Origin of the sequence: Flaviramulus sp. BrNp1-15, from assembly GCF_022259695.1 — a bacterium.
In the GTDB taxonomy this organism is placed as follows: Bacteria; Bacteroidota; Bacteroidia; order Flavobacteriales; family Flavobacteriaceae; genus BrNp1-15.
Map to the genome: position 1 here is coordinate 2911314 of NZ_CP092099.1, position 24478 is coordinate 2935791.

24 protein-coding genes and 1 tRNA gene are annotated in these 24478 nt (G+C 31.3%); 10 read left to right on the top strand and 15 right to left on the bottom strand.

All coding sequences use genetic code 11. The features are described from left to right. Positions 1 to 85 precede the first annotated feature (85 nt). From tpiA to MBM09_RS12935, 5 genes are read right to left on the bottom strand one after another with little or no spacing between them, the layout of a single operon-like run. The gene (gene tpiA, locus MBM09_RS12915) at positions 86 to 844 is read right to left on the bottom strand and encodes a triose-phosphate isomerase (RefSeq protein WP_238674136.1); all 759 of its coding nucleotides are present in this window, start codon (positions 842 to 844) and stop codon (positions 86 to 88) included. Between the two features lie 34 nt (positions 845 to 878). Beyond that, a complete protein-coding gene (locus MBM09_RS12920) occupies positions 879 to 1364 on the bottom strand; it encodes a TlpA disulfide reductase family protein (RefSeq protein WP_238674137.1) in 486 nt (161 codons plus the stop codon). A 15-nt stretch (positions 1365 to 1379) separates the two neighbouring features. Then, on the bottom strand, positions 1380 to 2456 hold the full coding sequence (locus tag MBM09_RS12925) for an ABC transporter permease (RefSeq protein ID WP_238676342.1): 1077 nt from the start codon (positions 2454 to 2456) through the stop codon (positions 1380 to 1382). Next, positions 2453 to 3766 carry a BT_3928 family protein gene (locus MBM09_RS12930; RefSeq protein WP_238674138.1) on the bottom strand — a complete coding sequence of 438 codons (1314 nt, stop codon included), beginning with the start codon at positions 3764 to 3766 and terminating at the stop codon, positions 2453 to 2455. Before MBM09_RS12930 ends, MBM09_RS12925 begins: the two co-directional genes overlap by 4 nt. Continuing rightward, positions 3741 to 4307: a DUF1599 domain-containing protein gene (locus MBM09_RS12935; protein ID WP_238674139.1), complete on the bottom strand. Its 567-nt coding sequence runs from the start codon at positions 4305 to 4307 to the stop codon at positions 3741 to 3743. The genes MBM09_RS12930 and MBM09_RS12935 overlap by 26 nt, the downstream gene beginning before the upstream one ends. Positions 4308 to 4411: 104 nt before the next feature. Between MBM09_RS12935 and folP the strand changes: the two genes are divergently transcribed. Genes folP through MBM09_RS12955 form a run of 4 tightly spaced genes read left to right on the top strand, consistent with a single transcriptional unit; the run spans position 4412 to position 7506 of the window. After that, complete coding sequence (gene folP / locus MBM09_RS12940; protein ID WP_238674140.1) at positions 4412 to 5236, top strand: dihydropteroate synthase; 825 nt, start codon at positions 4412 to 4414, stop codon at positions 5234 to 5236. Position 5237: 1 nt separating this feature from the next. Beyond that, positions 5238 to 5921, top strand: coding sequence for a hypothetical protein (locus MBM09_RS12945; protein WP_238674141.1), 684 nt, complete (start codon positions 5238 to 5240; stop codon positions 5919 to 5921). 35 nt (positions 5922 to 5956) lie between these two features. Then, positions 5957 to 6742, top strand: a complete 786-nt coding sequence (locus MBM09_RS12950; RefSeq protein ID WP_238674142.1) for a diadenylate cyclase — start codon at positions 5957 to 5959, stop codon at positions 6740 to 6742. Then, complete coding sequence (locus MBM09_RS12955) at positions 6742 to 7506, top strand: DUF3667 domain-containing protein (protein WP_238674143.1); 765 nt, start codon at positions 6742 to 6744, stop codon at positions 7504 to 7506. The genes MBM09_RS12950 and MBM09_RS12955 overlap by 1 nt, the downstream gene beginning before the upstream one ends. Positions 7507 to 7509: 3 nt before the next feature. Here the strand turns inward: MBM09_RS12955 and MBM09_RS12960 are convergent, their stop codons facing one another. The 3 genes from MBM09_RS12960 to MBM09_RS12970 all read right to left on the bottom strand — a co-directional run bounded on the left by MBM09_RS12960 (position 7510) and on the right by MBM09_RS12970 (position 11387). Continuing rightward, positions 7510 to 9279 (bottom strand): ABC transporter ATP-binding protein, encoded by a 1770-nt coding sequence (locus tag MBM09_RS12960; protein ID WP_238674144.1) that lies wholly within the window; start codon positions 9277 to 9279, stop codon positions 7510 to 7512. After that, positions 9280 to 10023 carry a tRNA pseudouridine(38-40) synthase TruA gene (gene truA, locus MBM09_RS12965; protein ID WP_238674145.1) on the bottom strand — a complete coding sequence of 248 codons (744 nt, stop codon included), beginning with the start codon at positions 10021 to 10023 and terminating at the stop codon, positions 9280 to 9282. 554 nt (positions 10024 to 10577) lie between these two features. Continuing rightward, entirely contained in the window at positions 10578 to 11387 is an 810-nt protein-coding gene (locus MBM09_RS12970; RefSeq protein ID WP_238674146.1) for a hypothetical protein, read from the bottom strand. 157 nt (positions 11388 to 11544) lie between these two features. On the opposite strand from MBM09_RS12970, the gene MBM09_RS12975 reads away from it, so the two are divergent. Next, positions 11545 to 12051 carry a metallophosphoesterase gene (locus tag MBM09_RS12975; RefSeq protein ID WP_238674147.1) on the top strand — a complete coding sequence of 169 codons (507 nt, stop codon included), beginning with the start codon at positions 11545 to 11547 and terminating at the stop codon, positions 12049 to 12051. A 142-nt stretch (positions 12052 to 12193) separates the two neighbouring features. Next, positions 12194 to 12622 (top strand): peptidylprolyl isomerase, encoded by a 429-nt coding sequence (locus MBM09_RS12980; protein ID WP_238674148.1) that lies wholly within the window; start codon positions 12194 to 12196, stop codon positions 12620 to 12622. A 195-nt stretch (positions 12623 to 12817) separates the two neighbouring features. On the opposite strand, the gene MBM09_RS12985 is transcribed toward MBM09_RS12980, so the two are convergent. Next, positions 12818 to 13228: a DUF4293 domain-containing protein gene (locus tag MBM09_RS12985; RefSeq protein WP_238674149.1), complete on the bottom strand. Its 411-nt coding sequence runs from the start codon at positions 13226 to 13228 to the stop codon at positions 12818 to 12820. Positions 13229 to 13412: 184 nt separating this feature from the next. Between MBM09_RS12985 and rho the strand changes: the two genes are divergently transcribed. After that, complete coding sequence (gene rho, locus MBM09_RS12990) at positions 13413 to 14999, top strand: transcription termination factor Rho (RefSeq protein WP_238674150.1); 1587 nt, start codon at positions 13413 to 13415, stop codon at positions 14997 to 14999. Between the two features lie 80 nt (positions 15000 to 15079). Here rho and MBM09_RS12995 read toward each other — a convergent pair whose 3' ends face one another. The 3 genes from MBM09_RS12995 to MBM09_RS13005 form a co-directional block, all read right to left on the bottom strand. Continuing rightward, positions 15080 to 15661, bottom strand: coding sequence for a YceI family protein (locus MBM09_RS12995; protein ID WP_238674151.1), 582 nt, complete (start codon positions 15659 to 15661; stop codon positions 15080 to 15082). Positions 15662 to 15775: 114 nt separating this feature from the next. After that, a complete protein-coding gene (locus MBM09_RS13000; protein ID WP_238674152.1) occupies positions 15776 to 17038 on the bottom strand; it encodes a hypothetical protein in 1263 nt (420 codons plus the stop codon). A 29-nt stretch (positions 17039 to 17067) separates the two neighbouring features. Continuing rightward, positions 17068 to 17655 (bottom strand): YceI family protein, encoded by a 588-nt coding sequence (locus tag MBM09_RS13005; RefSeq protein WP_238674153.1) that lies wholly within the window; start codon positions 17653 to 17655, stop codon positions 17068 to 17070. Between the two features lie 311 nt (positions 17656 to 17966). Here MBM09_RS13005 and MBM09_RS13010 point away from each other — a divergent pair, with 311 nt between their 5' ends. After that, complete coding sequence (locus MBM09_RS13010; RefSeq protein WP_238674154.1) at positions 17967 to 19562, top strand: family 20 glycosylhydrolase; 1596 nt, start codon at positions 17967 to 17969, stop codon at positions 19560 to 19562. A gap of 62 nt (positions 19563 to 19624) precedes the next feature. Here MBM09_RS13010 and rpsT read toward each other — a convergent pair whose 3' ends face one another. The 3 genes from rpsT to proS all read right to left on the bottom strand — a co-directional run bounded on the left by rpsT (position 19625) and on the right by proS (position 21601). Further along, positions 19625 to 19876 (bottom strand): 30S ribosomal protein S20, encoded by a 252-nt coding sequence (gene rpsT / locus MBM09_RS13015; protein WP_238674155.1) that lies wholly within the window; start codon positions 19874 to 19876, stop codon positions 19625 to 19627. A 26-nt stretch (positions 19877 to 19902) separates the two neighbouring features. Next, positions 19903 to 19974: transfer RNA gene (locus MBM09_RS13020), tRNA-Glu, on the bottom strand. 148 nt (positions 19975 to 20122) lie between these two features. Beyond that, the gene (gene proS / locus MBM09_RS13025; protein WP_238674156.1) at positions 20123 to 21601 is read right to left on the bottom strand and encodes a proline--tRNA ligase; all 1479 of its coding nucleotides are present in this window, start codon (positions 21599 to 21601) and stop codon (positions 20123 to 20125) included. A gap of 99 nt (positions 21602 to 21700) precedes the next feature. Between proS and MBM09_RS13030 the strand changes: the two genes are divergently transcribed. Both MBM09_RS13030 and MBM09_RS13035 read left to right on the top strand, forming a co-directional pair. Beyond that, positions 21701 to 22804: a hypothetical protein gene (locus tag MBM09_RS13030; RefSeq protein WP_238674157.1), complete on the top strand. Its 1104-nt coding sequence runs from the start codon at positions 21701 to 21703 to the stop codon at positions 22802 to 22804. A gap of 30 nt (positions 22805 to 22834) precedes the next feature. After that, positions 22835 to 24355 (top strand): OmpP1/FadL family transporter, encoded by a 1521-nt coding sequence (locus tag MBM09_RS13035; protein ID WP_238674158.1) that lies wholly within the window; start codon positions 22835 to 22837, stop codon positions 24353 to 24355. Positions 24356 to 24478: the final 123 nt, after the last annotated feature.

The window sequence follows — 24478 nt, forward strand, 5'->3', positions numbered from 1 at the left end:
AGGGCATTCTCTGATTTATTAAAATCAGGGAATACCCTTACTTTATGCATATAAAAATTTGGTTTAAAAACCTTTTACTATCTACTTAAAACGCATTAACAATCGCAAAAAAGTCATCTGCATTAAGTGCTGCGCCTCCAATTAAACCTCCATCTACATCTGGTTTAGAGAAAATTTCTTCAGCATTTGCTGGTTTCACACTACCTCCGTAAAGAATTGAAACTTCATCTGCAACATCATTACCATATTTATCTGATAATGTTTTTCTAATGAATGCGTGCATATCTTGTGCTTGTTCAGGACTTGCCGTTTCTCCTGTACCAATTGCCCAAACAGGCTCATAAGCCAATACAATATTTTGAAAAGCTGAAGCTTCTAAATGAAATAGTGCATTTTTAATTTGACTTTCTACTACTTTTTCGTGCTTGTTTGATTTTCTGTCTGCTAATACTTCTCCAAAACAGAATATAACTTTCATTTTGTTAGCCAAAGCTGCATCTACTTTTTTAGCTAGCAACTCATCAGTTTCTCCAAAATACTCTCTTCTTTCTGAATGACCTAGAATTACTGTTTTTACACCTACCGATTTCAACATTTTCGCTGACACTTCACCAGTAAAAGCACCGCTTTCTTCAAAATGCATATTTTGAGCAGCAACACTAACTTTACTCTTTTTTGTTGCTTTGGCAACAGATTCTAAATTAACAAAGGTAGGAGCTATTATAACTTTTGTTCCTTTTAGTTTTGCTTTTTTAACTTTTTTTACAACCTGTTTTGCTAGTTTTTTTGAGGCTGATAAATCGTTGTTCATCTTCCAGTTTCCTGCTACGATATTTTTTCTCATTTTTAATTTACCCTATATGTAATAAGGGATTTTATTAATTATTTATTAAATTTTGCTTTATTCGTTTATCATTTGCTTTTACAGCCTTAAACAATTTAATGTTTCCTTGTTTATCTATAACCAAATAACGAGGTATCCAGTCTAAATCTAAAAACTTACCAAAAGCACCATCCCAACCAGATTGCATAAAAAAATGCTCACCTTGAACATCATATTTCTTGATGCCTTTTTTCCAAGCATTTTCTGTTTTGTCTAAAGACAGAAAAACAAAAGCAACATCTTTATATTTTCTCTGTAATGTTTTTACTTTGGGCATACCTTCAATACAATCTCTACACCAAGATGCCCAAACATCTATAAGAATAGTTTGCCCTTTATGAGCTTCTATAATATCTTTAAAGACTATTGAATTACCATCTAAAGTTGTAAATGTATCTGCTAATGCTACTTCAGAAAATTGTGTAGGTGTTTCTGTTTTACAACTTAAAAAACTTAATAATATAAAAAGTAGATAATTCATTTTTCTCATTTGTAGTTATTCAAGCTTTACTTTAGGGTCGAGCCATACATAGATTATATCTACAAAAATATTGATAATTATAAACAATACCGCTATAATTAGTACCGAACCCATAATTACAGGTAAATCTAGTGTATTTAAGGCATTTACTATCTCTTTTCCTAAACCATTCCACCCGAAAATGTACTCAACAAAAACAGCACCCGCCAACATAGATGCAAACCAACCTGATATTGCTGTAACCACAGGATTTAAGGCATTTTTAACAGCGTGTTTTTTTATAATTTGAAACTCACTTAAACCTTTTGCTCGTGCAGTGCGAATATAATCTTGATTGAAAACTTCTAACAACGAATTTCGCATAAGCTGAATAACTACTGCCAGCGGACGAATTCCTAACACTACTGCAGGTAATATTAAGTTTTTCCATTTAATATGCATAGCTTCACCAAAGTCATCAAGTTCGTAAAGACTTCCTGTCATTTCTAAATTGGTGTATTTATGCAATACAAAACCAAAAAACCATGCAAATAAAATGGCACTGAAAAACGAAGGCACACTCATACCAAACGTACTGAAAATCTGGATGGTTTTATCGAGCCATTTATCTTTATACAATGCCGAAACGATCCCTAAACTAACTCCTAAAATCATGGCGATAATTATAGCAGAAACAGCAAGAACAAATGTATTAGGTAGAGTTTCGGCTAAAACTTGAGTTACTTTTTTCCCTTGTTTTGTAAAAGATTCCCGCAAATAAGGAAACTTGATAACTGCAGTTGTATTTCCTATAGAAAAGAGTGTAGTTGCATTATATTTTTCTTCACTTAAAAAGGTATAATCTTCTGATTTGTTCGAGTGAAACGAAATGGGAGACAAATCGTTTAAATAGTATAAATATTGTGTACTTACAGGTTTATCAAATCCGTATTTCTGTTTTACTAAAGCTAATTGTTCGCTATCTTCATTTTGCCCAAGCATCATTTGTGCAGGATCTCCAGGAAGTACATTAAATAAAAAGAATATAACGGTTACTACGCCTAATAAGGTGAGTAATGCATAAGTGGTTTTATTTAAAAGGTAGCTAATCAGTTCTCTGGTTTTAATGTAACCTCAACAATACCTGTATAAATTGTGTTATTTTGAGTATTTAATTCTTTAAGTTGAATGGAATCCTTCACAACGTTTACACTTTCAATTTTTAAAGTATCTAAAGCTTCAACTTCTTCTTTAGTAGATGGTTCTCCATTTACAAAATAAGCAATAGTAGGAAGCTCTTTCTTAGGCTCTGGTTTCCTTTCAACTTTAGGCAATTCTAAATCATCAATATCATTCCAGTGTACCTTTTGTTTAACTGTTCCGCTATCGAGTTCTAAAATCCCTGGGTTAGAACGCACCACAGTTTTCAGCGCTTTTTCATCGCATAAATACCAATCAAAACGTATATTATAAGCTTCTTTAATACGCTGTTTCGCATCTTCTCCTGATGCTGTTAAACCTATAATTTTGTATCCGTTATTAGTAGCTCTGTCTTGTAATGCTTTTAATTTTAAAGCACCATCTCTTTCAATTTTTTCTAAGCTGTAAGACACAACAACTATAAGATTATCTTCACTTAAAAAGTATTCTGTTAGATCTTCCTCTGAAGTTTCAATAGAAAAATCATAAATTGGAGGTGTATAGCCTTCTTTAATAACTTTAGTGTCAACACTCACAAAATCGCCTTCTACAGACGGGTAAGAACCATTTGTTGTGATTATTTGCTCTTCGCCATTAACATTAAATTTCCAATAATATTCTATTACTGGTTTTGGCGCATCTTCAGGAATTGTCATGCCTTCAGTAATATTGGCACCAATTTTATAACCTCTAAAATCTTTTGCTGGTAAATGTTGTAATACATGATATCCAAACCACAAACTAAACACAAAACTTAACAAGGCTAAAATGGTAGTTGGCAGTTTGCTAAAAAGTGGTTTTATGTGTTTTACTCCAAAAAATAAAATTAGAATAAAAAACAACAGCACTATATCTTTTGTAAAGCTTTCCCAAGGAGTTAATTTTAAAGCGTCACCAAAACAGCCACAGTCTTTAACTTTATCAAAATAAGCTGAATAAAAGGTTAGAAACGTAAAAAACACAATCATTAGTAATAAACTCCAAACCGTAAATTTGGGCTTATAGCCTATAAGTAAAAATACGCCTAATACAACTTCAAAAACCACTACTAAAACTGAAATACCTAAAGCATAAGGCTCTAAAAATGGAATGTTTAACACATCTGTACTAAAGTATTCTTGCAGTTTATATGAAAATCCTAAAGGGTCGTTTAATTTTATTAATCCAGAAATGATGAATAAAACACCAACAAAAATTCTACTTAATACTACTAATATTTTCATTTTTATCTTCTTTTAAATGAATTAAAGCGAAAATGGCATAATTAATCATGTCTTGATAATTAGCATCTATACCTTCACTCACTATAGTTTTTCCTTGGTTATCTTCAATTTGTTTAACACGCAAAAGCTTTTGCAAGATTAAATCGGTTAAACTGCTCACTCGCATATCTCGCCATGCTTCACCATAATCATGGTTTTTATCTTCCATCAACTTTTTGGTAATGGCAACTTGTTTTTCATACAATTCTGTGGCTTCTTCTGTAGACATATCAGGTTGTTCAACCACACCCTTTTCTAACTGAATTAAAGCCATAATGCAATAATTTATAATACCAATAAACTCGCTTACTTCACCTTCATCAACCTTTCTAACAGCATTTTGTTGCAAACTTCTAATACGTTGCGCTTTTATAAAAATCTGGTCTGTAAGTGATGGTAAACGTAATATTCGCCATGCGCTACCGTAATCACTCATTTTTTTAACAAACAAACTTTTGCAGGTATCTATTACGGCATCGTATTGTTTTGAAGTATCTTGCATAAATAAATTGAATTTTGCGTAAATTTCGCATAAATAATTAAAACCTTCAAGGTTTATGGTTTAAAGTTTTAAACTATGTACCAACACCACACAAAACTGTATAAATGACTATTAATTGCAAAGGGCAACTCATAGATTTATCATCACCAAAAGTGATGGGAATTTTAAATATTACACCAGATTCTTTTTTCGATGGCGGACAACATAAAAATGAAAAAGATATTCTTAATCATGTAGAAAAAATGCTAAACGAAGGCGCTACATTTATTGATGTTGGCGCATACAGTTCACGACCAAACGCCGATGATGTTAACGAAGAAGAAGAATTAAAACGTATACTACCCATTGTAAATTTAACTTTGAATAAATTTCCAGAAGTTCTACTTTCTATAGATACGTTTAGAAGCAACGTTGCAAAACAGTGTGTTGAGGCAGGAGCAGCTTTAATTAACGATATTTCTGCTGGTAAATTAGATGTTAATATGCTGCAAACTATTGCTGATTTGCATGTACCTTATATTATGATGCATATGCGAGGTAACCCAAAAACGATGCAACAACAAACAGATTATGATGATTTAATAAAAGATATTTTATTCTATTTTTCTGAACGCATTGCTACAGCAAAAGCTTTGGGAATTATTGATATTATCGTTGATCCGGGATTTGGTTTTGCTAAAACCTTAGAACAGAATTTTGAACTATTAAACAAACTAGAATTATTTAATATAATTGAAAAACCATTACTTGTTGGGGTTTCTAGAAAATCTATGATTTATAAAACTTTAAAAACCACAGAAAAAGAAGCTTTAAACGGAACCTCTGTTTTAAATACCATTGCATTACAAAAAGGTGCTGGTATTTTACGTGTTCATGATGTTAAAGAAGCTATGGAATGTATTAATTTAGTAGAATCTTTAAAAGCTTAAAATGAGATATATTTTATTATTTGTATTAGTATTCTGCTTTTCATGTAACAATGAAAAAGTCATTAAATTACCCGAAACAAACCATTCTGAAATTACTGAAATAAACGATATTTCTGCGGCTTATTTGTTTTATGATGAAACTCAAAAAGACAGTGTAGAACTCAACAGAAAAAACCTGATTAGCACAACAAATTGGCTAGTTAATGTTGATAAACGATTGACTTTAAAACAAGTTATTCCGCACATTAAATTTTTGCAAGAGAAAAAGAAAAATGCTGGACATAAAAATGAAAATGCTAAAAACTATTTTACTTGTCATGACACCAGTAAAAATACTTTAGGGTTTATTGAGTTTACGGATGTGGTTTATCATGAGGAAGAATCATTTAAATACTTTTCAAAAATTTCACAATTAGATTCTATTAAAACTATTTATTTGAATTCACATTCTTCAAAGAGAATTGATTTAATTATTACTTCAAATGATAAAGATTTTAAATCTTCAAATATTATAAATTTAAAAAATGATATCATTAATGTGCTTGAAGTTTATGAAGAACCTATTAAAATAATCTTAGATTTCAAACAAGACATTTCTTTTCAAGACTATATTTTTATAAAATCAATTTTATCTGATGTGAATATTGAAAATACAACCATATCAAATAACGAATTCATTTATTAACCTTATTTTGTTAAATTTACCAAAACCACTAACCTTTGGAAATCTTTAAAGACCTTTTAAAATTCTCAGTAGTAGACATTATAGATGTTATACTTGTAGCGCTACTACTCTACTATCTTTATAAACTGGTTAAAGGTACTGTTGCAATAAATATTTTTTTAGGCATCATTATTATTTATGGTGCGTGGCGACTTACAGATTTCTTAAACATGGAACTGCTTACAGGTATTTTTGGCGGTTTTATGAAAGTAGGTATTATCGCTTTAATTGTGGTTTTCCAACCAGAAATAAGGAAGTTTCTGCTTATGGTTGGGTCTACAAATTTTAATAGACGTCGAAAATTTTTAAAACAATTTAGCTTTCTAAAAACAGAAACTACTAGTGAAACAGATGTTGATGCCATTATTTCTGCATGTAATAAAATGAGCATGTCTAAAACAGGTGCTTTAATTGTTTTTGAGCGCAATAATAATTTAGATTTTCTATCATCATCTGGTGATGAAATGAATATAAAAGTAACCCAACCTATAATAGAAAGTATCTTTTTTAAAAATAGTCCGTTACACGATGGTGCTATAATAGTTAATAACAACATTGTAAAAGCAACACGTGTAATTCTTCCCGTTAATAACGAAAAAACTATTCCACAACGTTTTGGTTTACGTCATAGAGCAGCTATTGGTGTTACCGAAAAAACTGATGCTTTAGCTTTAGTTGTAAGTGAGGAAACAGGGCATATTTCTTATTTTAAAGATGGAGAATTTGTAGTTTTTGAAGACACAAATGAGCTTAATTCAATCATTAAAGAAGATTTAACTTAATGGATTGTAAAAATTGTAATACCGCCTTAACCCCAGAATGTGATTTCTGTTATTCCTGTGGTGCCAAAGTGATTAGAAAAAGGTTAACTATTAGAAATTTGTTTGAGCATGTTAGCGAAACTTTTTTTAATTACGATAATAAACTTCTAAGAACATTTATAAATTTATTTACAAAACCAGAAGACGTAATTGGTAGCTACATAAATGGTGTTAGAAAAAAATACGTAAATCCTGTTAGTTATTTTGCTTTAGCAATAACATTTGCTGGACTTCAACTATATATTTTAAATAAGTTTTTTCCAGGTGTAATGAATATGGGAGCTTTAGAACGAGAAGAAACAAAAGAATTTAATAAAAATTTGTATGATTTTTTACAAGAGTATCAAACACTTGTAATGATGTTTTATATTCCCCTCTATGCTTTAATAAGTAAAATTGTTTTTCTTAATCATAAACAATTTAATTATACTGAACATCTAGTTATATTTTTATATGCACAAGCTCAAGTAACAATTTTTGGTTTCTTTTTTATTTTGTTGCTTTTACTAGTAAAAGTTCCTTTCGTTGCCATAAGTCTTGTATATACATTTTTAATGTTTTTGTATATGGCTTTTGTTCTAAAACGAATGCATAATTTAACATTTCTAGAAATCACTTTAAAAGTGCTTATTTTTGTATTAATCTTTTTTGTTTTATTTGTTATTCCAATAGTTGCTTATGGTATTTATACTGGAATTAAACAAGCTTCAATGGGTGGTGGATAATAATTAAACAACCTCCTCTTGTAAAAACTGAACTTCGTATAAGTTTTTGTAGTAACCGTTTTCTTTTTTGAGTAGTTCTTTATGAGTGCCTTGTTCTACAATTTGTCCAGCATCCATAACAATAATTTTATCGGCTTTTTTAACTGTAGCTAATCGGTGAGCAATAACTATTGACGTTCTTCCTTTAGTTATTTTATCGGTAGCATTTTGTATAAGTTGCTCTGAATAGGAATCTACAGATGATGTCGCTTCATCTAAAACTAATATACTTGGGTTAGTTACATAAGCTCTTAAAAAGGAAATAAGCTGTCGCTGGCCAGATGATAGCATAACACCGCGCTCTTTTACATTATAATGATAACCATTAGGCAAACTCATTATAAAATCATGTATCCCAATATCTTTAGCAGCTTGTTGTACCTGCTCTTCAGTAATTTCTGGATGATTAAGCGTTATGTTACTTAAAATAGTATCGGCAAATAAAAACACATCTTGTAATACAATCGCTATTTGAGTTCGTAACGATGCTAACGTCACATCTTTTATGTCAATACCATCAACTGAAATAACACCATCTTTAATTTCGTAAAAACGATTTAACAAATTAATAATAGTAGATTTTCCTGCTCCAGTTGCTCCAACAATAGCAACGGTTTCACCAACATTTACATCAAAAGAAATGCCTTTTAAAACTTCTTCATCATCAACATAACTAAAGCGAACATTATCAAACTTAATTTGTCCTTTAAAAGAATCTGCAACATGCGTTCCGGTATCATCAATTTGTGATGTGGTATCTAAAACTTTAAAAACTCTGGTAGCTGCCACCATACCCATTTGTAAGGTATTAAATTTATCGGCTATTTGACGTAATGGTCTAAATAGCATAGGAATAAACATAACAAATGCAACTAAATCACCTTGAGACACTGAAGTTCCTTCTAACGCTAAATTTAATCCACCATACCAAGCTACTAAACCAATACTTACCGATGATACTAAATCTGCTATTGGAAAGAAAATAGAGTTATACCAAACCGTTTTAAGCCATCCTTTTTTGTGGCGTTCATTAATGGCTTTAAAGTTTTTATATTCAAGATCTTCACGCGTAAACAATTGCAATATTTTCATACCTGTTAACCGCTCTTGCACAAAGGAATTTAAATTAGAAACCTCATTTCTCACTTCCTCAAAAGCCTTTTTCATATACTTTTGAAACAAGCGCGTAGCATATAATAACAGCGGAAGCATAACTAAAACAATAAGACTTAATTTAACATTAATGTAAACCATAACGCTAAAAACCACAGCCATAGTAAGCAAATCTCTAAAAATGGTAAACAAGCCTTCGCCAAAAATATCAGCAATACGTTCCATATCGGTTACCGCACGTGTTATTAAAACCCCGACTGAAGAATTATCATAATACTTCATTTTAAATCGCAGAAGGTGATTAAACAACTTAACACGAACATCCATAACAATGTTTTGCCCCAACCAAGAAGAATAATAAATAAAAAGTAGTTGAAATACCGTTTGCAAAATTAAAACGGCAAGCATAATAATAATATAAAACAAAAAGCCTTTTTCTTCCTTATTAGCAATACTATCATCTATTGCATCTTTAGTAATATATGGTGTTGCAGAGCTAAATACAGCCAATAAAATTACTAATACTATAAGCGAAAAAAACACGCTTTTATAAGGCTTTATATGTTGAAAAAGCCTTATAAAAAGTTTAAAGTCAAATATATTTTCTTTTGTTTTACTCATCTATATTTTTATATCTTCTGGATATTCAATATGTGTTAAATATAAGCCATGTGCTGGAACCGAAAAACCTGCTTCACTCCTATTTTTAGATTGAATTATGGTATGTAAATCTTCAATACTAAGTTTACCTATTCCAATATTAATCATTGTGCCCACAATAGCTCTAACCATGTTTCTTAAAAACCGATTTGCTTTTATAACAAAATGAAGCTCATCATTAACAAAAAACCATTCAGCATTCATAATATCACAATTATACGTTTTTACATCGGTGTTACTTTTTGAAAAACATTGAAAATCTTTATAACCAAATAATATTTTGGAAGCTTCATTCATTTTATCTACATCTAAAGACTGCTTTACATAGTAAGTATTTTCAAATGAAAAAACATTCTTTTTTAAAGTTACTCTATACAAATAGGTTCTACTTAAAGCATCGAAACGAGTGTGTGCTTCGGCTTTCACTTTAAAAACATCATGAATAGCAATATCCTTTGGTAGAAATGAATTCAGTTTATAAATTATTTTTTTTTCATCAAAAACTACATCAGTATCAAAATGAGCAAACATCTGTTTTGCATGTACACCCGCATCAGTACGTCCAGCTCCCATTATGTTAATTTCTTCTGCTAATAAGGTTGACAGAGCCTTTTCTATAACCTCTTGAACAGATATGGCGTTAGGTTGATTTTGCCAACCATGGTATGCGCTACCATTATAAGAAAGTTCTATAAAATACCTCAAGCTAATTTTATACTTTTGATGAAACAACAAAGATAGATAGTTTTGTTAATCTTGCGAAGACTAGTATCTTAATTATATATTAAAAAAATTATGTTGAGAAGTTGGGCTTCCTCTATCGGGTCGCGCTTGAAGCCTGTCTTGAGCGAAGTCGAAAGGCTATATCTTTTTTAAACGTCATAGCGAGGACGAATAAGTCATTGCGAACATAGTGAAGCAATCTCTTTAATTTAAGCAGATTACTTCGTCGTGCCTCCTCGTAATGACGGTATACTTGCGAAAGTTTAAAAAATGATGCCGCAGCAAATGCAACGCATTCATAATTTCATTAATTTAAAATATTAACCAATGAGTAATCCCTAACGCGGGTGTTTGCAGATTTTGTTTTTAAATTGATTGTTGTTTGTTTTTGGAATGGTTCGTTTAACGTTTATGTATATGGAAAGTTGCGTGTTTGTATGCGAGGATTTTCCGAAGGGAAATCAGACGTTATAAACACGCAACGACCTTTGATTAAGCATTAAACCGCAATTATTTTTATACGGTGTTGCCCACAGTTAATTTTCTCCACTTTTTATAAATTCTATGAATTCAGTTCCAAATTCTGTTATACTCATCATTTCGAAAGGTCTAACACCAATTCGACCAATTCCCCAATCTATTACAAGCCCTTTGGAAAACAACCTCTGTTTATAATACACAAATCGTTGTTCGTCAATTCCGTAAAATTCGGCAGTCCTAAATTTATCGAGAGCCATATGTCTTTTTTCAATTTCCTTTATTTCGGCATCGAATTTATTTTTATCACTTCCACGTTGTGAGATATCTATTATTAGTCGTTCTTCTTTTAGTTTTTGTTCTAATTTCTGGCGTTGTTCTTTTAATTTATTCTTTTTTTCAAAATCCAGATTAAATTTGTCGTCAAAATATTGGTGGTGAAAAAGAACAATTAGCTCTTGTTCGGAAAGTGACGAAATTAAATCTAAATAAACATCAATCAATTCAGACTCTTCACTTGGTTTGTTCAATTCCTTTATTAAAATGTCCTTAAATCTCAATAATTTTGTTTGGGATTTTGTTTGTACCACACGTCTCAAAACCGCCTCGAATAAATCATTAAAATCCTCTGTTTTTATATTATCCAAATTAATTTCAGCATCTTCCGTGAAATTGTCAGCCAGAATCTGAACAAAGTTGTTCAATCTGTTCTGTTTAATTCGCCCATTATATTCAAAGAATAATTCGTCCAAAAGTGCTCCGCCAAATGGGACAACTCCAAAAATAGATTTGGCAGTAGTAGCAAATATTTCTTTTTTGTTAATCTTGGTCATAATTGTTGCCAATACAAAGATAAAGTTCCGTTTCAATACTGAAACAAGTTCAGCACAAGTGAACTTTATCGGTTGTTAAACGAAGTTATCGTTTTTTTCTGACAAAGTCAACAAGAATTCTTCATCATACATTTATAACAGATTAAAACAATTATCTATAACTTTACCATCATACATTACAGTTATATAATACATGACAAAAATATTGCTCCTCTCTGATACGCATAGTTTTATAGACAACGACATTTTAAAGTATGTAAAACAAGCTGATGAAGTATGGCATGCAGGTGATATTGGCGATTTAAAAGTAACCGATGCTATTAAAGCTTTAAAACCATTAAAAGGGGTTTACGGCAATATTGATGATGCAAAAGTTCGTTTAGAATTTCCCGAACATAATAGGTTTACCTGTGAAAACGTAGATGTTTGGATAACTCATATTGGTGGTTACCCTCCAAAATATAACATGCGTGTTATAGAAAGTATAAAACAAAACCCACCAAGGTTATTTATCTGTGGGCATTCTCATATTTTAAAAGTAATGCCCGATAAAAAGCTAAATCTTATACATATGAATCCTGGTGCTGTTGGAATACATGGTTTTCATAAAACACGTACTATGCTACGATTTACTATTGATGGCAGTAAAATTGATAATTTAGAGGTTATTGAATTTCCGGTAAGGTATCCAAAAAAATAACCGTTTATAGGCAGACCATTCTTTAGTTGTATCAAATCAAAATATTCTCATAAACTTGTGTATTAACATCAAAAAACAAGAGTTATCTGCTTGATAAACTGTAATTTTGCAGCGATTATAAAAACAGTAAACATAATTATTTATGAGTCAAGTAAAAGAAAATGATACGGTAAAAGTACATTACACAGGAAAACTAAGTAACGGTCAAGTTTTTGATAGTTCGTTAGAAAGAGAGCCATTAGAGATAACATTAGGTCAAGGTGCTCTTATTCCTGGGTTTGAAAAAGGTATTATTGATATGAAATTAAACGAGAAAAAGACAATCAATATTCCTGTAGCAGAAGCTTATGGTAATGTACGACAAGAATTGTTTTATGAAGTAAAAAAAGAACAACTTCCTCAAGATATGGCTCCAGAAGTAGGTATGGGTCTAGCATCAAGAGACGAAGAAGGTAGAGAAACTCAATTTCGCATTGCAGAAGTTAAGGAAGATCATATTATTGTTGATGCTAATCATCCATTAGCAGGACATGATTTAACTTTCGATTTAGAACTTGTTGAAATAAAATAAAAAAGAGCCCTTCCTAAATCCTTCCCAAATGGGAAGGACCACCTCACTCTAATGTGGAGTACTGCTAAAATAATTACGCATTTATAGAGGTATGATTGTTTCCCTCCTTTGGAGGGACTAAGGGAGGCCTTGATAAAAAAACCCAAAGCTTTCACTTTGGGTTTTTCTCGCACTAATACTACTAAGATGTTAGGTTTAACGTAATCTATCTACAGATTTTACAAGATCTTCATCCTTCTTGATGGCCTTATTAGCTAACGCCAATAACACGATAGAAACAATAGGGAGAAGCATCCCAATACCTTTCTCAGAAACCGCCGTTTCTCCAGATACATTTAGAGATTGATACACGAAAAATCCTAGTAAAATAAAGTTTAATATGATGTTAAGTCGCCCCAAAACAAATTGAAGCTTCCTGTTTTTATACATAAAAATAGATATTAAAGATAATACGGCAGAACCTAAGAATAAACCTAAATACAATATATCATCTTTAGCAAACACACTAACTTCTGCATCTGTTGTCCATAAATGAAATACAAATATAAGTCCTGCTGAAACACCAGCAGCACATAAAAGATAGATAGTTTGAATACGTTGTAACATATAAATTTTAAAAACTAGACCGCAAAAATAATAGAATTAATGCTAAAAATTAAAATAAAGTTGTATAATTGCAGTATAAATTCTCAACGATCGCAAAAACAAGCGGTTAATCTTCAGAATAAATATCATTTTTCTCAGAATAACACAAGTTTGTATTCAAAATAAAATATTCAATTAAACATAAATGTTTGAAATTTCACAATTAAAAGAAAAAAAACTCTCTGACCTACAGGAGATTGCAAAGAAATTGAGCGTACCAAAATATCGTTCATTAAAAAAATTAGATTTAGTGTATCAAATTCTAGATCAACAAGCAGCAGATCCTAAAGCTGTAAAAGCTGTGGTTGCTCCAGAAACTACAACAGAAAATAAGCCTGCTGCTAGAAAGCCTAGACAGCGCGTTCAAAAACCTGTTAAGAATACACCTGAAAAAAGCGAAGATAAAAAACCAACAGATGATAAGGTTGACTCTTCAGAAAAGGTAGAAACACCTCAAAAACAGAGTAGACCAAATAAACCAAATCCAAGACCCCAAAGCGATAAACAGCAAAAGCCTCATCAAAGAAATCAAAATCAACATAAAAGCCAAAAAAATGGTAATGTAGATAAAGGTAATAAAGATAGCAGAAACCGTTATCGTGAACCTGATTATGAGTTTGATGCTATTATTGAAAGTGAAGGTGTTTTAGATATCATGCAAGATGGTTATGGCTTTTTACGCTCATCTGATTACAACTATTTATCTTCACCAGATGATATTTATGTATCACAATCACAAATTAGATTATTTGGTTTAAAAACTGGAGATACTGTTTTAGGACATGTTCGCCCACCAAAAGAAGGCGAAAAGTATTTCCCTTTAATTAAGGTTAGTAAAATTAATGGTCAAAATCCTAATGTGGTTAGAGACCGTGTGTCGTTTGAACACTTAACGCCTTTATTTCCTCAGGAAAAATTCAATTTAGCAGAAAGACAAAGTACCATTTCTACACGAATTATGGATTTGTTCTCGCCTATTGGAAAAGGACAACGTGGTATGATTGTATCGCAACCAAAAACTGGTAAAACTATGCTTCTTAAAGATGTTGCTAATGCAATTGCAGCAAATCATCCTGAAGTATACCAAATGATTTTACTAATTGATGAAAGACCTGAAGAGGTAACCGATATGCAACGTAATGTACGTGGAGAAGTTATTGCTTCTACGTTTGATAAAGAAGCTCACGAACACGTAAAAATTGCAAATATAGTTTTAGAAAAAGCAAAACGTTTAGTAGAATGTGGACATGATGTAGTTATTCTTTTAGATTCTATTACTCGTTTAGCCAGAGCATACAATACGGTACAACCAGCATCTGGCAAGATACTTTCTGGTGGTGTAGATGCTAATGCTTTACACAAACCAAAACGTTTCTTTGGTGCTGCTCGTAATATTGAAAATGGTGGTTCTTTAACTATTATTGCTACTGCACTTACTGAGACAGGTTCTAAAATGGACGAAGTAATCTTCGAAGAATTTAAAGGAACTGGTAACATGGAATTACAATTAGATAGAAAAATATCTAACCGTAGAATTTTCCCTGCTATCGATTTAACGTCTTCAAGTACGCGTCGTGACGATTTACTGTTAGATGACAACACTATTCAACGTATGTGGGTGATGCGTAAGTATCTTGCAGACATGAATCCTGTTGAAGCTATGGAATTTATTAATGACCGTTTCAAACAAACTAGAAACAACGAAGAGTTTTTAATTTCCATGAATGGATAAACAATAAAAATAAATCATAAAAAAATCGCCTAGGATATAATTCTAGGCGATTTTTTTTAATAAATTATATAATTAAGTTTTTACTGATATTCTTTAACTGCCAGTTGAAAATTTATTTCAATATTATCTTTTACAACTATAAGTCCTAAAGCTTTTTTAGGTGGTTCTAAATTAAAATCGCAAATATCAAGATTTAAAACACCTTCTATAAGTAACGCTTCTTCATCTTTTAATTTAACAGGTATTCTATATGATTTAGTAACACCGGCAATACTTATATCAAGTAAAGCTAATACATCATTTTTATTATTAATTCCTTTACAAATCTCTTTTAATTTAATACGTGTTTGTGGATATAGGTCTGATTTTAAAAGCTCTTGAAAATCATTATTTATGCCTTTACCTCCACAGTCAAAACAAGTATTATCTAAAACCAATGCTGTATTATCAAAAACAATAACATCATTAATTTTTTCAAAAGAAACTGGAATTGGATTTTTTAATTTCAACACATTAAACTCACATTTAAAATTATTAATATTAGTTTTTCCTTTAATAAGCAACTTGCTACTAGGTGTAATTAGCACAGATGTACTTCCTGTTATTACAGCAGTAAAAGCTAGAGTTGACATTATAGAAAGAAGAAACAATATCTTTTTCATTTTGTTAGTTTTATAGATTGTGTTTTTCTGTATTACAATATAAAAAAAGTAAGCCTTAAAGTATAATTATTTTAGTATTACACTTATAGACTTACTTTTCATGCTATTAATCTTTTAGAAACTTATTACAGCTTCTGCCATTAAACCATCAAACTTACCGTCATTAAAAATGCTAGCAGCATTATAACCATCATGTTTTTGACTTACATATTCTAATTTCATCAAGATATTTTTAGTCATAAACCAACCAGCTCCTAATTGAAATCTTGATATTTCTATATCATCTCCACTAGCATCTTCAGCATCTACTTTATTATAACGAGTACCTAAGTAAAAGTTTTCTGTTGCACCAAATCTGTAAATTAACTCACCAGCAAATTGTTTTGCAGTTCTTTCATCTGTTTCGCTATTTCTTTTACCTTTTGATGTTTCAATAGTTCCAAAAAATTCTAGTCCTTGATATTTTAAGAATGGGTTAAACATAATAGCGGTAATTTCATTACCAAAATTAGGATTGTAACGCCCAGATCTAAAGTTTCCAGAAGCACTTGCATCCTCACCTTCTAATACTAAATAATATCTAGACCCGGTTCTGTCTGCACTATATAAGTAAGAATTTCTTACAGCTCCTGTATTGTAAATAGATCCTGTTAATCTGAATCTAAAATCATCATTAACTTGTTTATCATACCCTAATTTAGCTAAAAAAGAAGCACCACCTGTATCTGGGTTATCAACAGCTTGGTTTAATTTACCATTTGTAAAACCAACCATTCCAATAAAACCACTTCTTTGATAGTATAATTCAGCTCCAACCTCAGTTGTAAAAGCATCCATAATTAAATTACCAACAAATGGGTTGTAAATTGCTTGTGAGTTATCACTTCTTCTAAAGTGTGCATCACCATAGTTGTTTTCCATATGCCCAACTTTAATGGTTGCATATTGCATAAAATCTTCTAAAAGACCTTCACTAATAAAATCCAACTTATCTATTTGGAAATACCCTCCTTTTACATATGGTTCTGGGTGGTGACGTGAAGATAAATAAGTACGTAAATGCATTCTAACTCCATCTGCTAAAGCTACATCTAAATCTAAATTGGCTGTTGCTAAATTAAAATTTCCTCCAATTTCTTTTAAAGCTACGGCTCCAGAATTTTCGTGACTTAAGTCTTGATATTGTAATGTTGAAGAGCCTCCAATTCTTACTTTTACATCAGTAAATGTTGATGCCGTATCTTTTGCTGTTTCAAAAACATTTATCCCATTTTTATCGGGCTGCCTATAATTGTCAAGGTTTCTGTCTTGAGCGTAAAAACTCGTTCCTACTAGTAGTGCAATAAATAGTATACTGCTTTTTAATAAATTTCTCATGATTTCTAATATTTAGTGTTATTATTCAGTTATTTATAAATTGTATTAAATTTTATAGTTATTTCATCTCCTGTTGTAATAGTTCCTAATAAAGCTTTTGGAGGTTCTACATTAAAATCGGTCATTTTAATTGTTTTTTCACCAGACAATTTAACTTTACCCTCAACTATTTCAATATTAAACTCTATTGGAATAAGCTTTTTAGCATTAGTTATTGTTAAGTATCCGGTAGACTTTAGTAAAAACTTACCTGGTCCCTTTTTTACAATTTCTTTAACTTCTTCAAGCTTAAATTTTATGGTTTTATATTCATCTGTTTTTAAAGCTTTATAAGTGTTTTTATCCATAGATTTTTTTCCACTTTTTAAACTTTCAGCAATAACAGTAAAATCACATTTTTCTAATTCTCCTGCTTCAATATTTTTAAAAACAATCTTTCCACTTTTATTTTCAGCATCAATATGCCAATCGTGTAAACTAGACGTTCCATAAACTTTTAATTCAGATTCGGTATTACTTAAATTAAACTCTTGTGCTTGTATTAAATTTGATGCTGTTAAAAACAGAGCAATCAAACTAATGAGTTTTATCATGCTATTCATTTTAATGGTTTTCATAGTATTTTAATTATTATTACAATGCAAAGTTCTATCGAATGAAACTATTATTTTATGACTTTTGTCATGTAGAAAAGCACAAAAAAGAGATATTAAAACAACAATAAATAAGTTCTGAATTTTAAATAGTATGCCGTTACCACTTGGGTTATGCTAAACGTTAATGGTTTTGGCTCAAAACTTTAGCTCACCAAAAACTAATCTCTATTATCTATAATGTATTATAAACTTAGTATTTGATTATATTTGAGATTAAGTATAACATAATAATAATAATAATAATAATAATATAACCTAACCATTTTAAAATTATGACAAAACCCATCTTTATTAACAGTTTGGTTATTTTCATTTTTTTGTTCAACCTTATTTCTTGCACTCAACAAGAAAAAAAACGAGAAATAAATTTTCCTAAAACTAATTTAGAAGCAGAAAATTTAATTCCAAAACCGTTAGAAGTAAATGCTACTAAAAGCGGATTTGCTCTAGATAAATACACTACTATTTATACAAACACAAAAGATCTTAAAGAAGTTGGTGAGTTTCTATCAAAAAAAATTGAATTAAAAACAGCTTTACAATTACCTGTCAATTCTAAAGAAAATAGAAATACTCAAACTGTAATTAGTATCAATAAGTCTAGTAATTTAGATTTAAAAAATCAGGAAGCATACCAATTACAAATATCTAACGATTCTATCATTCTAGATTCAAATACTATTGCAGGAGCATTTCGTGGTATTCAAACCATAAGACAACTTATACCAGAAACGAGTAACGATACGCTGGCAGAAAATTCCATTTGGGTAATTCCTACTGGTAAAATTTTAGATTCACCTCAATATAATTACAGAGGAACTATGTTGGATGTTGCGCGTCATTTTTTTAGTGTTAAAGATGTTAAAAAGTATATTGATATTCTTAGCTACTATAAAATTAATGTCTTGCATTTGCATCTAAGCGATGATCAAGGGTGGCGTATAGAAATTAAATCATGGCCCAAGTTAACCGAAATTGGAGGAAGCACAGAAGTAGGTGGTGGCTCTGGTGGGTTTTACTCTCAGGAAGAATTTACAGAAATAGTAAACTATGCATTAGCTCATCATATTATGATTATTCCAGAAATTGATATGCCTGGTCATACCAATGCTGCATCAGTATCGTACCCAATTTTAAACGGAAATGGTAAAACACCAAAATTATATACAGGCATGCGGGTTGGTTTTAGCACTTTTGATACTAAAAAAGACACCGTATATACTTTTATTGATGATGTTGTTCGCGAAATAACCTCTCTGTCTCCTAATCCATACTTTCATATTGGTGGCGATGAAAGTCATGTTACCAAAAGAAATGATTATACATACTTTATTAATAGAGTGGAGAAAATAGTTCAAAAATATGGCAAACAAATGATTGGTTGGGATGAAATTAGTAACACTAATATTGATTCAACTTCCATTGCTCAATTTTGGAATAGTAAAGAAAATGCTGAAAAAGCAGTAACTAAAAAAATGAAAGTCATTCTATCACCAGCTAAAAAAGCTTATCTGGATATGAAATATGATTCTAACTCAAAATTTGGATTAGATTGGGCAGGTTATATTCCTGTTGATAGTGCTTATGCTTGGAACCCTGAATCTTATTTACAAAAAGAACATATTTTAGGAGTCGAAGCTCCGCTTTGGTCTGAAACAATTAGCACTATTGAAGAACTGGAATATTTAGCTTTTCCAAGAGTGATTGGTTATGCAGAACTTGGTTGGACTACTCAAAAAAATAGAGATTGGGAAAATTACAAATTACGTTTAGCTAATCAAGCTCCTTTTTTAAATCGTATGAATGTAAAGTATTATCCTTCTCCTATAATTAATTGGAAAAAAAATGATAGTTTACATATTAAATAATAAGTATAAAAAAAGCTTCTCATTTCTGAGAAGCTTTTTTTAAGTTATTTCTTAAATACTAATTAAAGTGCAGCAATATGTTTTGCTAAACCAGACTTAAGGTTTGCAGCTTTATTAGCATGAATAATATTTTTCTTAGCTAATCTATCTAACATAGAAACCACAGAAGGAAACATTTTTTCAGCCTCTTTCTTATCAGTTAACTCACGTAATTTTTTAATAGCATTACGAGTTGTTTTATGCTGATACTTATTTACTAAACGCTTAGCTTCGTTACTTCTAATTCTTTTTAACGCTGACTTATGATTTGCCATTTTGTTTTTTCTTAATTTTTTAATTGTAGCCCGTAGGGGAATCGAACCCCTCTTACCAGGATGAAAACCTGGCGTCCTAGCCGATAGACGAACGGGCCATTTGTTTCAAGTTTACTCGTTTAAATTATAAAATTTAAACTTAAAGTGCCTTTCAAATAACTTACAACGTTTCCATTGCGGATGCAAAAATACAACTATTTTTAAATGTTGCAAGTCCTATATAATTTTTTTTTAAAAAAATTTAATTTAATACGCTTTTGCGAACAATACTCTACGTTTTGAGGGGTTCCCAGAATACACACAAACACCTTCCTCTTCTTTTCCTTCTAAAGGAATACACCTAATAGTAGCTTTTGTTAACTCTTTTATTTTATCTTCAGTTTCGGCAGTACCATCCCAATGTGCTGATATAAAGCCTGTTTTTGTTTCTAATACCTTTTTAAACTCTTCAAAAGTATTAACTTCTGTAATATGATTATTTCTAAAGTCTAAAGCTTTCTTAAATAAGCTCTCTTGAATTTCTTCTAATAAATCTTCTACTACAACATTTATTCTATCTAAAATAACAGTTTGTTTACTAAGAGTGTCCCTTCTTGCTACTTCAACTGTACCATCTTCAAGATCTTTTGGTCCAATTGCAATTCTTAAAGGCACACCTTGTAATTCATGTTGTGCAAATTTAGCGCCTGGTCTAATAGTATCACGTTTATCAAACTTTACTGAAATATTTCGTTCTTTTAAATCGCTTATAACATCTTCTGCTAATTTACTAATAGCTTCAAATTGTTCTTCGTTTTTATAAATTGGAACAATAACTACTTGATACGGTGCTAAACTTGGTGGTAAAACCAAACCGTTATCATCACTATGTGTCATTATTAATGCTCCCATTAATCTAGTAGAAACACCCCAAGAAGTAGCCCAAACGTAATCTTGTTTACCTTCTTTATTTGCAAACTTAACATCGAAAGCTTTTGCAAAATTCTGACCAAGAAAATGCGATGTTCCAGCTTGTAATGCTTTGCCATCTTGCATTAAGGCTTCAATACAAAAGGTTTCTTCTGCACCTGCAAAACGCTCGCTTTCTGTTTTTAAGCCTTGTATTACAGGAATTGCCATAAAGTTTTCGGCAAAAGTAGCGTATACATTATTCATTAGTTTAGCTTCTTCTAAAGCTTCAGCTTTCGTTTCATGAGCTGTATGCCCTTCTTGCCATAAAAATTCTGCTGTACGTAAAAACAAACGTGTACGCATTTCCCAACGCACTACATTTGCCCATTGGTTTATTAATATTGGTAAATCTCTGTAAGACTGAATCCAGTTTCTATATGTATTCCAAATAATTGCTTCGCTAGTAGGTCTTACTACCAGTTCTTCTTCTAACCTAGCTTCTGGGTCAACTCTTAACTTACCAGGTTTATCTGGGTCGTTTTGTAACCTATAATGTGTAACAACTGCACATTCTTTAGCGAAACCTTCGGCATTTTTTTCTTCAGCTTCAAATAAACTTTTAGGTACAAATAATGGAAAATATGCGTTTTGATGCCCTGTTTCTTTAAACATTCTATCTAATTCTGCTTGCATTTTTTCCCAAATCGCATATCCATATGGTTTGATTACCATACATCCCCTTACTGCAGAGTTTTCCGCTAGGTCTGCTTTAACAACCAATTCGTTATACCATTTTGAATAATCTTCTGCTCTACTAGTAAGTTTTTTACTCATATTAATGTTTTGGCACAAATATTGTGATTATATTAACTAAAAAAATAGTTCAGCAAAACTAACTATTTTTGTTATGTTCAACAATAAAATTATAGAGATATGCAATTTAATAACTACTTAAAAAGGAAAATACCATTTGTAGCCCTGTTTGGTTTACTTTTTGGTTTGGTGTCATGTGGTTCTTATCAATACGTTGGTGGAGACAGTGATGGTATTTACAACGAACCTGTTGTGGTACAAAATCAGGAAGCAGTTGTTGAAGTGCCAAACGAAAATAATAACAACTTCTATAAAAATTATTTTAAAACTAAATCTATAGAATCTGAAAACTTATATGCAGATGGTGCTATTTTTACAGATATTGATGCTTACGAAAGTGATAACCTTATAGAAAATGATAGTTTAACTAATGACTATGAAGGTTACGCAGGCTGGGGTCAAAACAGTAGCAGTGTAACCATTAATTATATTGATAACGGTTGGAACAACTGGGGTTGGAATGCAGGATTTGGATGGGGTTGGAATAGATGGAACAACTGGGGTTGGAACCGATGGAATAATTGGGGATGGGGTTGGAATGCTGGCTTTTACGATCCTTTTTGGGGCCCAAGTTTTTATGGTGGTTGGGCATACAACCCATGGGGTTACTACGGATATCGTCCTTTCTACAGAAATTATGGTTACTACGGGTATAATGGTTATTATGGCAATAGATATTATGGAAGAAGAGCTTCATATAGCGCAACCAGAAGAGGTAGCTATTACGCAAATAATTCAACAAATGTAAACAGACGTAGTTCGTTAAGTTCTAGAAACGCAACATCTAAATATAATACTTCAAGAAGAAGTAGTGTTAACTCTAATGGTGTCTCTGCAGATAGAAGAAGTACGTATAATTCTAACGGAACGCGTGCAAATACAGGAGTAGTAAGAAGAAGTACAACAGTTAGAACGCCTTCGGCTAATTCTACAAGTAGGTCTTCATCAACTACAGCAAGAAGATCAAGTACTATTAATAGGTCTACAACTAGTAGAAGTTCTGGTAATACTGTTAGAAGATCTTCATCTTCAAGAAATTCAACGTATTCACCAAGTAGAAGCTCAAGTTCAAGGTCTAGCGGTTCTACTACAAGATCATCAAGCAGCAGCAGCAGAAGCAGCTCTGGTTCAAGATCATCATCTGGTGGCGGAAGAAGACGTTAATAAACATTTTATAAAGAAATAAAAATCAATATGAAAAAGTTAAGTTTACTATTCATAGGCATACTATCTATGTCTTCGGTTTATGCACAAGACATTAGCGATGCATTAAGATATTCACAAAGTGAAATACAGGGAACAGCACGTTTTAGAGCCTTAAGTGGTGCTTTTGGAGCACTAGGAGGCGATATGAGTGCCGTTAGTATAAACCCTGCAAGTTCAGCTGTTTTTACCAGAAGTCATGCTTCTATTACGGCATCAAATTTAGATGTAGAAAATAACACCCAATACTTTAATGGTTTAGGTAATTCCAACGAATCTAATTTTGATATTAATCAAGGAGGAGTAGCCTTTGTATTTGCAAGTAATAATAGTTCACCTTGGAGAAAATTCACTTTAGCCATTTCTTATGAAAGAACAAATAATTACGATGATAATTGGTTTGCTTTTGGCAACAATACAAATGATGATGGTCAATTTAGTAACTCTATAGCAAGTTATTTTTATGACTTTGCAGATGGTAAACGATTAGATGAAATTTCTGCATTTCCTGGAGAATCTATATCTGATGCCTATCTAGACATAGGAGATGCTTTTGGATTTGCGCATCAACAAGCATTTTTAGGTTTTGAATCATTCATTCTAGAACCAGACGATATAAATGATGATGGTAATACTACCTACTTCTCTAACGTTGCGTCAGGAAATTTTGAACATGATTACTCATATTTTGCGACAGGTTACAACGGAAAAGTGTCATTTAATTTTGCAGCACAATATGAGGATAATTTATATTTAGGTTTAAACTTAAACTCTCATTTTATAGATTATCAACGTACTAATTTATTGTTTGAAGATAATACCAATGCAGGTTCAACAGTAAATTATATTGAATTTGAAAATAATTTATCTACAACAGGAAATGGTTTTTCATTTCAGGTTGGTGGTATCATGAAATTGAGCCCGGAGTTTAGAGTTGGCTTAACTTACGACTCACCTACTTGGTACTCTATTGATGAAGAAACAACCCAATATTTAGCAACAGATGGCGATAATGGATTTATTGAAGTTTTCCCAGATGTAGTAAATATATATCCTCGATACAGACTTAAAACTCCATCAAAAGTTACAGGAAGTTTAGCATATGTATTTTCAAATCAAGGTTTAATTAGTTTTGATTATTCTAAAAAAGATTACAGCAAAACAGAATTTAGACCACAACAAGATTATAATGATATAAATACCGCTATGAGTAATGTATTAACAGATGCTTCAACTTATAGAATTGGTGGTGAATACAAAGTAAAACAATTTAGTTTTAGAGGTGGATATCGTTTTGAAGAAAGCCCATATGCCGATGGAGTAACTGTTGGTGATTTAAACGGTTATTCTCTAGGTATTGGATATAACTTTGGCAACACCAAATTAGACTTAACTTTCGATGAATCTGAACGTTCTTTTGAAACGCCTTTATATAATGTTGGCTTAATTGATACGGCTACTATCGATAGAAAAAACTCCAATATTACACTATCTTTAAGTTTCAACATTTAAAACAGTATAAAACAACACTTTAAAAAGCTTGAACTAAACTATGTTCAAGCTTTTTTAGTTTAAATGTAATGCTATTAGCAAAACCAAGACAGATAAACAGATTCCCGCTTTTTCGAGAATGAT